17 protein-coding genes and 1 pseudogene are annotated in these 14,626 nt (G+C 67.9%); 9 read left to right on the top strand and 9 right to left on the bottom strand.

The annotated features are described in order from the left end of the window. Nucleotides 1–18: 18 nt before the first annotated feature. Nucleotides 19–882, top strand: a complete 864-nt coding sequence (locus tag ABIC90_RS14395) for an NAD(P)-dependent oxidoreductase (protein WP_354354948.1) — start codon at nucleotides 19–21, stop codon at nucleotides 880–882. Nucleotides 883–903: 21 nt separating this feature from the next. On the opposite strand, the gene ABIC90_RS14400 is transcribed toward ABIC90_RS14395, so the two are convergent. Together ABIC90_RS14400 and ABIC90_RS14405 are read right to left on the bottom strand one after the other, a co-directional pair. Then, nucleotides 904–1,902 carry an Hsp33 family molecular chaperone HslO gene (locus tag ABIC90_RS14400; protein WP_354354950.1) on the bottom strand — a complete coding sequence of 333 codons (999 nt, stop codon included), beginning with the start codon at nucleotides 1,900–1,902 and terminating at the stop codon, nucleotides 904–906. 34 nt (nucleotides 1,903–1,936) lie between these two features. Further along, on the bottom strand, nucleotides 1,937–2,461 hold the full coding sequence (locus ABIC90_RS14405) for a gamma carbonic anhydrase family protein (RefSeq protein WP_354354952.1): 525 nt from the start codon (nucleotides 2,459–2,461) through the stop codon (nucleotides 1,937–1,939). A gap of 37 nt (nucleotides 2,462–2,498) precedes the next feature. Here ABIC90_RS14405 and ABIC90_RS14410 point away from each other — a divergent pair, with 37 nt between their 5' ends. Together ABIC90_RS14410 and ABIC90_RS14415 are read left to right on the top strand one after the other, a co-directional pair. Further along, a complete protein-coding gene (locus ABIC90_RS14410) occupies nucleotides 2,499–3,311 on the top strand; it encodes a ferritin-like domain-containing protein (RefSeq protein ID WP_354354955.1) in 813 nt (270 codons plus the stop codon). Then, nucleotides 3,308–4,000 carry a pentapeptide repeat-containing protein gene (locus tag ABIC90_RS14415; protein WP_354354957.1) on the top strand — a complete coding sequence of 231 codons (693 nt, stop codon included), beginning with the start codon at nucleotides 3,308–3,310 and terminating at the stop codon, nucleotides 3,998–4,000. Before ABIC90_RS14410 ends, ABIC90_RS14415 begins: the two co-directional genes overlap by 4 nt. Nucleotides 4,001–4,010: 10 nt before the next feature. Here the strand turns inward: ABIC90_RS14415 and ABIC90_RS14420 are convergent, their stop codons facing one another. The 5 genes and pseudogenes from ABIC90_RS14420 to ABIC90_RS14440 all read right to left on the bottom strand — a co-directional run bounded on the left by ABIC90_RS14420 (nucleotide 4,011) and on the right by ABIC90_RS14440 (nucleotide 7,672). Next, nucleotides 4,011–4,496, bottom strand: coding sequence for a MaoC family dehydratase (locus ABIC90_RS14420; RefSeq protein WP_354354959.1), 486 nt, complete (start codon nucleotides 4,494–4,496; stop codon nucleotides 4,011–4,013). Nucleotides 4,497–4,540: 44 nt separating this feature from the next. Beyond that, a pseudogene (locus ABIC90_RS14425) lies at nucleotides 4,541–4,651 on the bottom strand (thiolase family protein); the annotation flags it as partial. A gap of 21 nt (nucleotides 4,652–4,672) precedes the next feature. Beyond that, nucleotides 4,673–5,653 (bottom strand): Bug family tripartite tricarboxylate transporter substrate binding protein, encoded by a 981-nt coding sequence (locus ABIC90_RS14430; RefSeq protein WP_354354961.1) that lies wholly within the window; start codon nucleotides 5,651–5,653, stop codon nucleotides 4,673–4,675. Nucleotides 5,654–5,708: 55 nt separating this feature from the next. Further along, nucleotides 5,709–6,620, bottom strand: a complete 912-nt coding sequence (gene xerD, locus ABIC90_RS14435) for a site-specific tyrosine recombinase XerD (RefSeq protein ID WP_354354963.1) — start codon at nucleotides 6,618–6,620, stop codon at nucleotides 5,709–5,711. A 77-nt stretch (nucleotides 6,621–6,697) separates the two neighbouring features. Then, a complete protein-coding gene (locus ABIC90_RS14440) occupies nucleotides 6,698–7,672 on the bottom strand; it encodes a tripartite tricarboxylate transporter substrate binding protein BugE (protein WP_354354965.1) in 975 nt (324 codons plus the stop codon). A 112-nt stretch (nucleotides 7,673–7,784) separates the two neighbouring features. Here ABIC90_RS14440 and ABIC90_RS14445 point away from each other — a divergent pair, with 112 nt between their 5' ends. After that, on the top strand, nucleotides 7,785–8,702 hold the full coding sequence (locus tag ABIC90_RS14445; RefSeq protein WP_354355299.1) for an AEC family transporter: 918 nt from the start codon (nucleotides 7,785–7,787) through the stop codon (nucleotides 8,700–8,702). Here the strand turns inward: ABIC90_RS14445 and ABIC90_RS14450 are convergent. Both ABIC90_RS14450 and ABIC90_RS14455 read right to left on the bottom strand, forming a co-directional pair. Beyond that, a complete protein-coding gene (locus ABIC90_RS14450; protein ID WP_354354967.1) occupies nucleotides 8,699–9,448 on the bottom strand; it encodes a sulfite exporter TauE/SafE family protein in 750 nt (249 codons plus the stop codon). The genes ABIC90_RS14445 and ABIC90_RS14450 overlap by 4 nt on opposite strands. Before the next feature lie 59 nt (nucleotides 9,449–9,507). Next, nucleotides 9,508–10,755, bottom strand: a complete 1,248-nt coding sequence (locus ABIC90_RS14455) for an MFS transporter (RefSeq protein WP_354354969.1) — start codon at nucleotides 10,753–10,755, stop codon at nucleotides 9,508–9,510. Nucleotides 10,756–10,844: 89 nt separating this feature from the next. On the opposite strand from ABIC90_RS14455, the gene ABIC90_RS14460 reads away from it, so the two are divergent. The 5 genes from ABIC90_RS14460 (at nucleotide 10,845) to ABIC90_RS14480 (ending at nucleotide 14,559) form a co-directional block, all read left to right on the top strand. After that, nucleotides 10,845–11,699, top strand: coding sequence for an AraC family transcriptional regulator (locus tag ABIC90_RS14460; protein ID WP_354354971.1), 855 nt, complete (start codon nucleotides 10,845–10,847; stop codon nucleotides 11,697–11,699). Between the two features lie 76 nt (nucleotides 11,700–11,775). After that, nucleotides 11,776–12,486 carry a phosphatase PAP2 family protein gene (locus ABIC90_RS14465; protein WP_354354973.1) on the top strand — a complete coding sequence of 237 codons (711 nt, stop codon included), beginning with the start codon at nucleotides 11,776–11,778 and terminating at the stop codon, nucleotides 12,484–12,486. 91 nt (nucleotides 12,487–12,577) lie between these two features. Then, the gene (locus ABIC90_RS14470) at nucleotides 12,578–12,820 is read left to right on the top strand and encodes an acyl carrier protein (protein ID WP_354354975.1); all 243 of its coding nucleotides are present in this window, start codon (nucleotides 12,578–12,580) and stop codon (nucleotides 12,818–12,820) included. Further along, entirely contained in the window at nucleotides 12,817–14,046 is a 1,230-nt protein-coding gene (locus ABIC90_RS14475) for a beta-ketoacyl-[acyl-carrier-protein] synthase family protein (RefSeq protein WP_354354977.1), read from the top strand. The genes ABIC90_RS14470 and ABIC90_RS14475 overlap by 4 nt, the downstream gene beginning before the upstream one ends. A gap of 72 nt (nucleotides 14,047–14,118) precedes the next feature. Next, complete coding sequence (locus tag ABIC90_RS14480; RefSeq protein ID WP_354354979.1) at nucleotides 14,119–14,559, top strand: DUF2501 domain-containing protein; 441 nt, start codon at nucleotides 14,119–14,121, stop codon at nucleotides 14,557–14,559. The last annotated feature ends 67 nt before the right edge of the window (nucleotides 14,560–14,626 follow it).

Consider the following 14,626-nt stretch of genomic DNA (forward strand, 5'->3'; position numbering starts at 1 on the left):
CCCCAAAGGAACAAGCACATGACCGACGTTTCCCTCATCGGCCTCGGGCCCATGGGCATCGCGCTCGCGCGTGCCCTTCAACCGAAGTTCACGCTGACGCTGTGGAATCGCACCGCCGAACGCGCGAAGCCACTGTTGAACCAAGGCACGGTGCTCGCGCCGACCGCGCTTGCCGCAGTGCAGGCCAGCCCCGTCGTGCTGATCTGCGTGGCCGACTACACGGCTTCCCGTTCGATCCTTGCCGCCCCCGGTGTCGTCGATGCGCTGCGCGGCAAGGTGCTGGTGCAGCTGAGCACTGGCACCCCGCAGGATGCGCGCGACAACTGGGCGGCCCTCGGCGGCGTGGCCTACCTCGACGGCGCCATGCTCGCCACGCCCAGCCAGATCGGCCGGCCCGACACGCCGCTCTTCATTTCCGGTGAAGAGCGCGCCCTCGCCGCCTGCCGGCCGGTGCTCCAAGCCGTTGCCGGCAACGTCCAGTACATGGGCGAGCCCATCGGCAATGCCGCCGCCTGGGACCTGGCCACGCTCTCGTGCATGTTCGGCGCAATGAGCGGCTTCTTCCACGGCGTGCGCATCTGCGAATCCGAAGGGCTCAAGATCGACGCGTTCTCGCAGATGATCGGCGCGATTTCGCCAGTGCTCGGCGAAATGATCAGCAGCGAAGGCGAGGCCATCCACGCCAGCCAATACGGCGAGCCCGAGAGTTCGATGGCCACCTGCGCGAGCTCGGGCCGGCTTTTCGTGAAGCAGGCGCGCGAGGCGAAACTCGATGCGAGCTTTCCGGATTACTTGATGGGGTTGTTCGAGCGCTCGCTGGAAGCGGGCTTCGCGAACGAGCGGCTGGCTGCGATGGTCAAGGTGCTGCGCCAGCCCGCCTGAAACGGGGCCGGCGCTCCAGGACTACTGAACGATCGGACTGCCCGGAATCTGATCCGTCGGCGGCCTGAAGATCTGCGCCGCATCGACCGCGTCGAAGCGGTACTGCTTGCCGCAGAAATCGCAGCCCACCTCGATGTCGCCGCGCTCGGCGAGGATCTCTTCGGCTTCTTCCGCGCCGAGCCCGCGGATCATCTGCGCCACGCGCTCGCGGCCGCAGGTGCAGGCGAAGTGCGGGCCCAGCAAGCCGGCCTGCGGCTCGAAGCGCAGCAGCTTCTCTTCCCAGAAAAGGCGGCGAAGAATGGTCTCGATGTCGAGCGTGAGCAGCTCGTCGCGCGTGAGGCTGGAGGCCAGGATCGAGATGCGGTTGTAGTCCTCGTTCAGGCCGATCTGGTCTTCGTTGGCCTGGTCGCGGTCTTTGTCGGACGTGCCTTCGAGGTTGCCCTCGCCCTTCACCGGCAGGCGCTGGATCAAAAGGCCCGCGGCCACCTTGTCGTCGGCCGCGAGCACCAGCGTGGTGTCGAGCTGTTCGCTCTGCAGCATGTAGTGCTGCAGCACGTCGCTGAGCTTGCCGAGCTTTTCGCCTTCGTCGCCGAAGAGCGGCACCACGCCCTGGTAGGGCGTCGCGCCCGGGAGCTTGTCCTTGGGGTCCAGCGTGATGGCGCAGCGGCCCTTGTTGTTCACGTTGACCATGTCGGGCAGGCGCGCATCGGCCGGCAGGTCGCCGATCACCTTGGCGGTGGCGCGCAGGCTCAGGTCGGGCTTGGCCTCGGCCACGGCGACCTTGACCGGACCGTCGCCGAAGATCTGCAGGATCAGCGCGCCGTTGAACTTGATGTTCGACTGCATCAGCGTGGCCGCCGCCGTCATCTCGCCCAGCAGTTCGGCCACGGGCGGTGGGTACGGGCCGGTCGAGGTGTTGGAGGCGCGCCGCGCGAGGATCTCCTGCCACGCATCTGTCAGGCGCACGATCATGCCGCGCACCGGCAGGCCATCGAACAGGAATTTGTGCAGCTCGCTCAAAACGGATTCTTCTTTCTGTTGGGCCTGCGCGGGGTCAGGCGATTTTCTTGAGGCCCTTCGCGTAGCGAATGGCGTTTTGTACGTAGTGCTCCGAACCGTGACGCAGCCGGGCAGCGTCTTCGTCGCTGATCGTGCGCATCACCTTGGCGGGCGAGCCGAAGATCAGGGAATTGTCGGGAAACTCCTTGCCCTCGGTGACCACGCTGCCGGCGCCAACGATCGAATTGCGGCCGATCTTCGCGTTATTCAAGACCACCGCCTGGATGCCGATGAGAGAGTTGTCGCCGATGGTGCAGCCGTGCAGCATGACCTGGTGGCCGATGGTGACGTTCTCGCCCACGGTCAGCGGGCTGCCGGGGTCGGAGTGCAGCATCGACATGTCCTGCACATTGCTGTTGCGGCCGATGGTCATGGTCTCGTTGTCCCCGCGCAGCACGGCGCCGAACCAGATGCTGGCGTTCTCGCCCAGCTGCACGTTGCCGATCACCTGCGCGCTGTCGGCGACCCAGGCGCCATCGGCCAGTTGCGGCGCAACGCCGTCGAGTTCATAGAGGGCCATCGTGGGGTCTCCGGGGGCAAAAACTAGAATTGTAGGGATGCACCCCCGATTGAGCGCGCTGGCCGCGCTGAGACTGACCGATCCTGAACAAAAGGTGGCTGCAACACGCGCTACCGTGGCGCTGGCCGCTACCGATTCCATAGCAACCGACCCGATCCGCGCCGAGGGCGACGACCTGGGCGTGCCCGGCCGCCCCGAACGCCCCGAGCGCGTGTCCGCCACCGCGGTGCAAAAACGCTCGCCCTTCACGCCCGAAGGCCGCGCGGCGCTGATCCATTCGATCTGCCACATCGAGTTCAACGCGATCAACCTCGCGCTCGACGCGGTGTGGCGCTACGACGGCATGCCCGAGGCCTACTACCGCGACTGGCTGCGCGTGGCCGACGAGGAGGCGCTGCACTTCACGCTGCTGCATGCGCACCTGCAGGGCATGGGCTACAGCTACGGCGATTTCCCGGGCCACGACGGCCTCTGGAACATGTGCGAAAAAACGAAGGACGACGTGCTCGCCCGCATGGCGCTGGTGCCGCGCACGCTGGAGGCGCGCGGGCTCGATGCCACGCCGCTGATCCAGGCGAAGTTGAAGCGCGTCAACACGCCCGATGCGCTGCGCGCGGTGGAGATCCTGGACATCATCCTGCGCGACGAGGTGGGTCACGTCGCCATCGGCAACCACTGGTACCGATGGCTTTGCGACGGCGCCGGGCTGGACCCCGAAGCGACCTACCCGGCACTGGTGGCGCGCTACGACGCACCCCGCATCAGGCCCCCCTTCAATTTCGAAGCCCGCGAACGCGCCGGCTTCACCGCCGAAGAACTGCGCGCGCTGGCGGGCGGCAACTACACATGAACACGGCCAGCGCCCTCGTGGTTTCCGACCGGACCTTCTCGCGCGCCGAGCTCATGGCCTGCCTGCAAGGCCGGGACACACCCCCGCACTTCGAGCGCTGCAACTTCGACGAAGCGGGCCTTTCTAGGCTCGACCTGCGCGGCGCGCAGTTCACCCTGTGCAACTTCGCCGAAGCCTCGTTCGACCGGGCCCTGCTGTCGGACACCCGCTGGGCCGGATGCAGGGCGCGGCAAGCCGACTTCGGCCTCGCCGACCTCACGAATGCGCGCTTCCAGGACTGCGACCTCAACAACACGCAATGGACGCGCGCCAAGCTCGCATCCGCGCTCTTCACGGGCGTGAAGCTCACGGGCGCGCACTTCGCCGAAGTCTCCGCGCTGGGCATCGTCTTCAAGGACTCGCTGCTGATCGACGCCCATCTGCGCAGCCTGTCCTTCCGCAAGCAGACGCTGGCGCAACTCGACTTCTCCGAAGCCGACCTGTCGGGCTGCGATTTCCGCGAGGCCGTGTTCGAAGGCGGGAGCCTGCGCAACGCGCACCTGAAGCTCGCGCGCTTCGAAGGCGCGGACTTGCGCGATACCGATCTGGGTGGCCTGCGTCTGGCGAATGCGGCGCAGTTCAAGGGCGCGACCATCTCGCACCGGCAGGCGGCGTCGCTGGTCGAAGAATTGGGCCTGCGCGTGGTCTGAGCCCGCGAGCTCAGCCCGGCGCTGGCCGGCTGTGCACCACCAGCTTGGGCGTGAAGTACTGCAGCACCTCGCCGCGCTGATTGCGCGTCTGGCAGCGCATCGTCACCATCGCGCGGCCGGGCTTGGAGCGCGAGGGCGTGATGTCGACCACTTCGCTCAGCACATGCAGCACGTCGCCGGGCCGCGTGGGCTTGGGCCATTGCAGTTCACCGCCCGAGCCGATGATGCCGTCGGCCAGCGGAATGCCGCTGTCCACCAGCAACTTCATCGTGAGGGCCGCCGTGTGCCAGCCGCTCGCCGCCAGCCCGCCGAAGAAGGTGCTCTTGGCCGCCTCTTCATCGGTGTGAAAGGGCTGCGGATCGAACTGCAATGCAAAGGCCTTGATCTGCGCCACGTCGAGCGCGTGCTCGCCGCTCTGGAAGCGGTCGCCGACCGACAGGTCTTCCAGGTACAGCGCGCTTCTTGCGCCGGTGCCGGGGTCATTCGATGTGGCCATGAGGGCTCCTTGTTGTACCTGTGCCGGCGTGCATTCTCGAACTTTCAGACGCGCTCGAGGATCGTCGCAATGCGCTGCCCGCCGCCGATGCACTGCGTGGCCAGCGGGTAGCGGCCTTTCTCGCGCGCCAGCAACGATGCGGCCGTGCCGGTGATTTCCAGGCGCAAGCCGCAGGGTCAATCGGCCTTGATGTTCGCGGCTTTCACGATGCGCGCGTTGCTCTCGAACTCCACCGCGATCTCCTTGGCGAAGGCCGCGGGCGTGCCGCCTGTGGGGACGTTGCCGGTCGCAGTGAGCTTGGCGCGCAGCTCGGGGCTGGCCAGGGCCTTGTCGATCTCGGCGTTGTACTTCGCGATGAGTGCGGGCGGCATCGCTGCCGGAGCGAACACACCGAACACCGAATTGATGTTCGCCGCGTTGTAGCCCAACTCGCCCAGCGTGGGCACCTGCGGCAGGCTCTCCAGCCGCGCCGGCGCACCCACGGCCAGCGGCCGCAGCTTGCCCGACTGGATGTGCGAAGTGAGCGTGGGGCTCGCATTGGTCGAGAGGATCTCGAACTGACCGCCCAGCGCATCGTTGAGCTGCTGGCCGCCGCCCTTGTAGGGCACGTGCGTGATGTCCACGCCCGTCGCCGCCTTCACCTGCTCCAGCACGATGTGGCCGAGCGACGCCGGCCCCGAGGTGGCCCAGCGCACCGCGCCGGGCTGCGTCTTGGCGTCGGCAATGAGCGCGCGGAAATCCTTGGCCTTGCTGGCGGGCGTGGCGATCAGCAGCACCGGCGAATACATCACGCTCGCGACCGGTGCAACGTCCTTCAGCGGATCGAAAGGCAGCTTGCCCAGGTGCGGGCTCAGCACCAGCGGGCTGATGGCCGAGAAGCCCAGCGTTGCGCCGTCGGGCGCGGCCTTGGCCACCGCGTCCATGCCGATGGCACCGCTCGCGCCGGCCCGGTTCTCGACGATCACCGTGGTGCCCATCTGCACGGCGAGCCGGTCGCCGAGCGCACGCGCGACCACGTCGCTGACGCCGCCGGCGGGGTAGGCCACGATGAGGCGCACGGTCTTGGGAACGGAGGGGGCTTGCGCACCGGCGCAGGTCGCTGCCAGGCTGGCGGCGGCCGCCAGCAACAGGCCGCCGGGATGTTTGTTGAAATTCATGGTTCTGTCTTCTCGAAGGAATCGACGATTCTGAAGCAGCCGCGCCGTCCGCGGCTCAACCGCGCGGATGGTGCGCCGCATGCAACTGCTTGAGCCGCTCGCGCGCCACGTGCGTGTAGATGGTGGTCGTCGAAATGTCCGCATGCCCCAGCAGCAATTGCACCGCGCGCAAGTCCACGCCATGGTTCAACAGGTGCGTGGCGAAGGCGTGCCGCAGCGTGTGCGGCGACAGTGGCACATGAATGCCGGCCGCGGTGGCCTGCTTCTTCACGATGAACCAGAACATCACGCGCGTCATGCCAGCGCCGCGCGCGGTCACGAAGAGGTCTGGCGTCTGCTGGCCGTCGAGGATGACGGGGCGCGACTCCTCCAGGTAGCGCTCGATCCAGCGCCGCGCCTCGCCGCCGAAGGGCACCAGGCGTTCCTTGTTGCCCTTGCCCAGCACGCGCAGCACGCCGTCGTTCAGGCTCATGTCGATGACCTTGAGCGCCACCAGCTCGCTCACGCGCAGGCCGCTCGCGTACATCAGCTCCAGCATCGCGCGGTCACGCAGGCCCAGCGGCGTCTGCACGTCGGGCGCGGCCAGGAGGTCGTCGACCTGTTTTTCCGACAAGGTCTTGATGGCGCGCGGCATCTGCCGCGCGGGCGCGAGCCTGATCGTCGGGTCGGCGGTGATGCGCCGCTCGCGCAGCGCCCAGCGGTAGTAGCGCTTGAACACCGTGAGCCGCCGGTTGGCCGAGGTGGCCTTGCCCTTGGTGGAGAGACGCACGCCCATGTAGGCCTGCACGTCGGATTCCTGCGCGGTGTCCAGCGCGATGCCGCTGCGCTCCTTGCCCAGCCACTGCGAGAACAGCGCGAGGTCGCGGCGGTAGGCGGCCAGCGTGTTCTTGGAGAGGCCGTCTTCGAGCCAGAGCGCATCGATGAAGTCGTCGATCTCGGGGGTTTGTGTGGCGGCGGCCTCGGTCATGCGGTGCAAGATAACAAAAGAAAAAGCCGCCCGGGGCACGGGCGGCTTGGCTCGAAAAAGATTCAGCGCGAGGCGGATCAGTCGATCTTCAGGTTCTGCTTTTTCACGACCTGCTTGTAGACCTCGAACTCGGCCTTGATCTGCGCTGCGAACTGATCGGGCGTGTTCGCCACGATGATCGAGCCGGTGTCTTCGATGCGCTTCTTGACGGCCGGGTCTTCCACCGACTTCTTCACGCCGGCGTTGATCTTGTCGACCACGTCCTTCGGCAGGCCCTTCGGGCCGAGGATGCCGTAGTAGGCCATGCGGTTGACCGGCTCCAGGCCGACTTCCTTGAAGGTCGGCACGTTCGGCAGGCCGGCCACGCGCGCCGGCGCCGACACCACGATCGGCACCAGGCGGCCGCTCTGGATGAAGGGCATCGCCGAGGGCAGGTTGTCGAAGATGATCGGCACCTGGCCGGCCACCACGTCGTTCAGCGCCGGGCCCGCGCCGCGGTACGGGATGTGCGTGACGAAGGTGGTGGTCAGGCTCTTGTACAGCTCCATCAGCAGGTGGCCGATGCCGCCCGTGCCCGACGAGGCGTACGAATACTTGCCCGGGTTCTTCTTGAGCTCGGCCACGAACTCGGCGTAGTTCTTGGCAGGGAAGCTCGGGTTCACCGCGATCACGTTCGGCGTGGCCGCGATGTTGATGATCGGCGTGAAGTCGTTGATCGGGTCGTAGGGCGTCTTGGGGTTGATGGCCGGGTTGGCCGCCGTGCTGGAGACGGTGGCCACGCCCAGCTTGTAGCCGTCGGCGGGCGCGCGTGCGGTCTCGGCCGCGCCCACGATGCCGCCGCCACCGGCGCGGTTGATCACCACCACGGGCTGGCCCAGCACCTTGCCCAGCGGGTCGGCGATCACGCGGGCGACGATGTCCGTCGTACCGCCGGGTGCGAACGGCACGCTCAGTTCGACCGGCTTGTTGGGATAGCCCTGGGCAAAGCTCTGGCCCGCGACTGCTGCCAGTGCGGCTGCCCCCATCAGGGTGCTCCATTGACGACGTTGCATCTATAACTCCTTGAATTGACTTGACCGACGGTTGTCGAAAAAAGCGAAGCCCGGATGCTAGCGGGTGCCGCCCGGCCGCCGTGCTGTGGATTACCCATGGTCCATGCGGTTTATGCTCGAAGCGGTGAACTATGCACAGCTGCTTTTCCCCGACTTTTCCCTCATCGCCATCGGCTGGCTCCTGTGCCGCTACACCGCGCTCGACCGCCGCGTGTGGGACCAGGTCGAGAGCCTGGTGTACTACTTTCTTTTTCCTGTTCTGCTGTTCCACTCGATCGTGCGCAGCCCGCTGGACTTCGGCGCCACCTCCAGCCTGCTGACCGCGGGCGTGGGCGTGGGGCTGTCGGGCATCGCACTGGCCTACGCCCTGCCCTATGTGCCGGGGCTGGGCGCGCACATCGACAGGCGCGACCATGCAGCGAGCGCGCAGATCGCGTTCCGCTTCAACTCCTTCATCTGCCTGGCGCTGGCCGACCGGCTCGCCGGCCCCGAGGGCCTGTTGCTGATCGCGGTGCTGATCGGCGTGTGCGTGCCGATGTTCAACATCGCCGCCGTGTGGCCGATGACGCGGCATGCGCAGACCAGCTTCGTGCGGCAACTGGTGCGCAATCCGCTGATCGTGGCCACGCTGGCCGGGCTGCTGGCGAATGTGCTGGGGCTGACGGTGCCGGCGTGGGTCACGCCGACGCTCACGCGCATCGGCGCGGCCTCGCTGGCATTGGGACTTCTGGCCGCGGGCGCGGGCATGCAGTTCGCGACGCTGGGGCGCGGCAAGGCGCTGGCGGTGTCGGTGCTGGCGATACGTCACCTGATCCTGCCGCTGGTGGCCTGGGGCCTGGCGCTCATGCTGCGGCTCGACGCGGTGCAGGCGTCGGTGCTGATGGCTTTCTCGGCCGTGCCCACGGCCTCGAGCGCCTATGTGCTCGCGGCGCGCATGGGCTACAACGGACCGTATGTGGCGGGGCTGGTGACCTTGTCCACCCTGCTGGGCGTCGTGAGCCTGCCGTTCGCGCTGTCGCTGCCCCGCTAGGGTTGCAACAACGCGGGCACCGCCGACGCCAGCATCGCGATGCCCGACAAGGTGAGCAAGCCCAGCACCAGCTTTCGAAACGCCGCCTCGCTGATGCCGATGTAAAGGCGCGCACCCAGCAACACCGGCACCGCGACGGCCAGCGCCACCAGCCCCAGCAGCGGCACCATCGAGGCCGCGATGCTCCCGCTGTAGAGATGCATCGCAAACGCCACCGCCAGCATCGAGAGATTGAAGTTCTGGATGACCGCGCGTTGCGTGTCGCGCTGAAAGCCGCGCAGCGTGCACCAGAGCGTGGGAAAGACCCCCGAGAAGCCGCCGATGCCGGCCATCGCGCCGCCGATGGTGCCCACCACGCCGTCCGCAATGCGGCCGCCGAAGGCCACCTTCGGCAGGTGCTGCGACATCAGCATCGCCGGGCACCACAGCGCCAGCAGCACGCCCAGGCACAGCTTGAAGACCACGAGGTCCAGGTGCGGCAGCAGCCACACACCGAAGGGCACGCCGACCAGGCCGCCGAGCACGAAGGGCCAGAGCAGGGATTTGTCGAAGGCGCGGCGCACGGTGAGGGCCGCGATCACCTGCCCCGTCAGCGCGCCGAACAGCGCCAGCACCGCGGCCAGCTGCGGCTCCAGCGTCCACGCCCAGACCGACATGGCGACCATGCCGAACGCAAAGCCCGACAGGCCCTGCACGAAACCCGCCAGCACGGCACCGACGATCACATAGACATACAAGGCTTGCATGCGGCCGATGATAGAAGCCGCTGCACCATGCCCGCCCTCGACGGACGGGCCGGAAAGGATCAGGCCGAAGCCGGCACCAGCGCCGTGCGGCGCACCCGCGTCACGTTGAACGCGCTGGCAATCAGCACGCCCTGCACCAGCGCCAGGCCGACGATCACGCTGGTGTACTGGCCGTGGTCCATCAGGCGGCCGAACACCAGCGGCGCCAGCGCCTGCCCGATGTCGAGCCCCGCATACACCACGCCGTAGACGCGCCCGGTGGCGTTGGGCGGCGTCGAACGCTTGACCAGGAGGTCGCGCGACGGCCCGGCCACGCCGGAGACAAAACCCATCGCGCCGAACAGCACCGGCACCAGCACCGGCGGGAACTGCGCAAAGGCCAGCACCAGCGCCAGCGCCGCCGCGATGCCGAAGCCCGTGCCCACGATGCGCTCGCAGCGCGAAGGGTCGGAGGCCAGGAAGCCGCCCACCACCATGCCTGCCGCGCTCGCCACCATGTAGACCGTGAGGCACACCGCCACCAGCGCCACCGGCACGGCATGCAGATGCCCGGCGGCCACTGGCGCAAAGGTCTGCACCACGCTGATGACCGCGGCATAGAAGAAGAAGAAACCGAAGCACATCCACACGGCGGGGATGCGCAGGAAGTCGAATTCGCCGCCCACCGGCGCTGGCTCGCCCTGCCCCGTGGCCTTGTGCACCGCGGCCGCGTCGAGCGACAGCACGCTGCGATAGACCCACAGCACCAGCAGCACCACGATGGCCAGCACGCCCGCCGAAGCCAGCGCCACGCGCCACGAGAACGCGATGGCAATCGGCACCACGAAGGCCGGCGCCAGCGCCCAGCCCAGGCTGCCGGTGATGCCGTGCACGCTGTAGGCATGGCCCAGGCGCGTGGGCGCGACCTTGCGGTTGAACAGCGTGTAGTCGACCGGGTGGAACACGCCGTTGCCGATGCCGCCGACCACCGCGGCCGCCAGCAGCATCCAGTAGCTCTGCGCCAGCGCATAGCCGAACGCGGCCAGCCCGAGCGCACCCAGTCCGACGAACAGCACCGGACGCGGACCCAGCTTGTCCACGATGAAACCCGAGGCAGCCTGCACGATGCACGAGACCACGAAGAACACCGTCAGCACCGCGCCCAGTTCGGTGTAGCTCACGTTGAAGGCGTCCTTCAGCCACGGGAACAGCGGCGCCAGGATGAGCTGGCTGAAGTGGCTGATCGCGTGCGCCAGACCGACGAGGCCGATCAGCTGGGCGTCCTTGCCGAGGGTGGTGGGAGGAAGGGTGGTCGCTGGGGAAGACATGGATTGCTACAAAAAACCGGGGCAGGCACCGATGCTATGTGGACGCGGCACGGCAGAATGGCGATACAGCGACAACATTTGTCGAAACCATGCCACGCGCTGCTTCTTCCTCTTCTGCGTCCCCCTCGCCGGTCACCAACGTGGCCTCGCTCACGCCGCACCTCTACGCGCCCGATGCGGTGCGGCCGCTGCGTGCCAAGGAACATTTCCTGAGCGCCGACACCTTCGTCGAACTGCACCAGCACCCCTGGCCGCAGCTCACGTTCTCCACGCGCGGCGTGATCCGCCTGAGCACCGAGGACGGCAGCTACATCGTGCCGCCTTCGCGCGCGCTCTGGGTGCCGGCCAACATGCCGCACAGCATCATGCTGATCGAGGACGCCGAGCTGCGCACCATCTACCTGCATGCCTGGCTCGCGCCGGCCTGGGAAAAATGCGAGGTGCTGGAGATCAGCCCGTTGCTGCGCGCCCTGATGCTCGCGCTGGACACCACGCCCGACGGCCTGCCGCTGGCCGACCCACAGGCGCCGCAACGCGAGCGCATGATCGCGCCGCTCCTGGTCGACGAGATCGAGCGCGCCACGCAGATCCGCATCGACGTGCCGCTGCCCACCGACAAGCGCCTGCGCCAGCTCTGCGAGGCGCTGCTGCGCAATCCGGCCGACCGCTCCACGCTGGCCGAGCGCGCGGCCACCATCGGCGCGAGCGAGCGCACGGTGGCGCGGCTCTTTCGCGACCAGTTGGGCATGAGCTGGCAGCAGTGGCGCCAGCAAGCGGTGATGGCGCACGCGCTGCCGCTGCTGGCGCGCGGCATGGCGGTGAGCCAGGTGGCTGCCGCCAGCGGCTACGCCACCGACAGCGCGTTCTGCGCGATGTTCAAGGCGGCCACGGGGCGATCGCCGACGTCGTTCCAGCACAAGAAGCGGTCCGCTGCATCGGCCTGAGCGCCGACGCGGAGCGTCACAACGCTCTGGCAAGATCTGCGATTCCGACAACACACGGACCTCCCCAGCCCCGCACATGGCATCGCCCCCCCGACCGCAGACCTGGACCTCCGACATCGGCCTGCGCATGCGCCGCCACTTCCTCCTGAAGGCGGTCGGAACCACGGTCTTCACGTGGATCTTCTTCATCGCGTACTTCCATCTGCTGCGCAACCCTGCCTTCCCGGTCACGGTGATGCCGCTCACGGCGCTGGACCATCTGATTCCGTTCCAGCCGTACGCACTGGGCGCCTACCTCTCGCTCTGGCTCTATGTGGGCGTGGCACCGGGGCTGCAGCTGACCTTTCGCGAGCTGGTCGTCTACGGGCTGTGGATCGGCGGGCTGTGCATCACCGGCCTGGGCCTTTTCTATGTCTGGCCGAGCCAGATCCCGCCGCTGGCCATCGACGTTTCGGGCTACCCCGGCTTTGCGATGCTGCAGGGCGTGGACGCGGCGGGCAACGCCTGCCCCTCGATGCACGTGGCGGTCTCGATCTTCACCGCCATCCGCATCGAGCACCTGCTGCGCCAGGCGGGCACGCCGGTCGTGCTGCGCGTGCTGAACTGGATCTGGTTCGCGGCCATCGCCTACTCGACGCTGGCGGTCAAGCAGCACGTGGTGCTGGACGTGGTGGCGGGTGCGCTGCTCGGCATGGCCTTCGCCTTTCCGTCCCTGTACTGGCGGCCGGGAAAGCGTGTGCCGGGGGAAGCCCCTGCGGGTAGAACGGATATCATCGGCCATCACTGACCCCCCACTGGCCGAGCGAGGAAGGGATCGATTCCGTGGCCTCCGCGGGTGCAATCGATCGACGGCGGCACAAGACGACAGGCATCGCACGATGAGTTCGCTGAAGGAATTGCAGGACCTGATTCACGAGAAGTACGGCATCGAACCGTCCAAGCTCGACCCCAACGCCTCGATGCGTGAAACCGGCGGCCTCGATTCGCTGGCGCTGGCCGAATTCCTGTTTGCCATCGAAGACCATTTCGGCATCACCATGCCCGACGAGGACGCGAACATCGACACCCTGGCCGAGCTCGCGGAACTGGTCGACAAGGTCCGGGCCGCGAAGACAGCGTGAACCACCACCAGGTCGCCGTCACCGGACTGGGCGTGATGGCGCCCCACGGCGACGAGCCCCACGCGCTCTTCGACGCACTGCTGCAGGGCCGCTCGGCCATCCAGCCCATCTTTCCCGAACTGCCCAAACCCGCCGCCGCCGCCCTGGTGGCCTTCGACGAAACCCGCTGGTTCACCAAGCTGCAGCTCGCGGGCGTCGACCGCGTGAGCCAGCTTGCGGTGGCCGCGGCCGACCTGGCGATGCGGGATGCGGGCCTGTCGCTCGGCGCCAAAGACGCCGACGCTGGCGCCGACCCCGAACGCGTGGGCGTCTATGCCGGCTGCGGCATGGGCGGCGCCGCGGCGCTCGAGGCGGCCTACCGCGGCAACGGCCGCGTGTCGCCGCTCACCATTCCGGCGTTCATGCCCAACGCGCCGGCCGCCCATGTGGCGATGCGCAACGGCGTGCTCGGCCCGGTGCTCACCTATTCGGTCGCCTGCGCCTCGTCGTCGGTGGCCATTGCCGAAGCGGCCAAGGCGATCCAGCGCGGCGAAGTCGACATCGCCATCGCCGGCGGCAGCGAGGCGCTGATCGTGCCGGGCGTGGTGCTGGCCTGGCAGGCGATGCAGACGCTGGCCACCTTCCAGCCCGGCGAAGCGGCCGGCGCGGTGCGTCCGTTCGCGAGCGACCGCAGCGGGTTCGCGCTCGGCGAGGGCGCAGCCTTCCTGGTGCTCGAATCCGCCGAGCGCGCGCGACGCCGCGGCGCCCGCAGCTACGCCACGCTGGCCGGCTGGGGCCTGAGCAGCGACGCCACCCACCTCACCAAGCCCGACGCACCCGGCCAGGCGCGCGCATTGCGCCAGGCGCTGCGGCAAGCCGGCCTGCAGGCCCGCGACGTGGGCTACTGCAATGCGCACGGCACCGCCACGCGCATCGGCGACGTGGTCGAGCGCAACGCGCTGGCCGAAGTGTGGGGCGACGATCTCGACAGCCTGCGCGTGAGCTCCACCAAGGCGCTGCACGGCCACATGCTCGGCGCGGCGGGCGCCATCGAGGCCGTGGTCACGGTGATGGCGCTGCACCGCCGCGAGTTGCCGCCCAACGCCCACTGCCAGGAGATCGACGCGGCCTGCGGCCTGAACCTGGTGCAGTCCGGCGACACCGCCGCGCCCGCGCTGAAGGCCGCCATGAGCAACTCCTTCGCCTTCGGCGGCACGAATTCGGTGCTGCTCTTCCGCAGCCCGTGAGGCGCGGTTCCGTCGGGGGTATGCTGACGACGGATCCTCCTTCACATCGACAGACACAGACGGGAGTACGTCATGCATGCTCGTTCCACACTCATCTCCGTCATGCTGCTCGCGGGCAGCCTCGTCGCCCCGGCGCATGCCAACAACCTGCTCGACCAACTCAAGGAGCAGGCCGGCGCCGCCGCCGGCTCAGGGTCGCAGGACGGCAACTCCGCGCTCGGCAATCTGGGCTTCAAGATGCCCGCCATCGGCTCCAGCACCATCGGCAGCGCGGCCGGCGTGCTTCAGTACTGCATCAAGAACAACTACCTGGGCGGCGATGCGGCCTCGGTGAAAGACAAGCTCCTGGCCAAGATCACCGGCCAGAAGCAGCAGGAAAAGAACTTCCAGACCGGCGCCAAGGGCCTGCTGATGGGCGGCGACGGCAAGTCGCTCAACTTCAAGCTCCTGACATCCAAGGTCAAGGAAAAGGCCTGCGACTACGTCCTCAAGAACGCGACATCGCTGATCTGACAGCGCTTTCCGCACGGCTCCCGCGCGGCGCACCGCGCACCTGCTTTTCTGCTTTTTTGTCCCGTGC

Origin of the sequence: Variovorax boronicumulans (assembly GCF_040544675.1) — a bacterium.
GTDB lineage: Bacteria > Pseudomonadota > Gammaproteobacteria > Burkholderiales > Burkholderiaceae_C > Variovorax > Variovorax boronicumulans_D.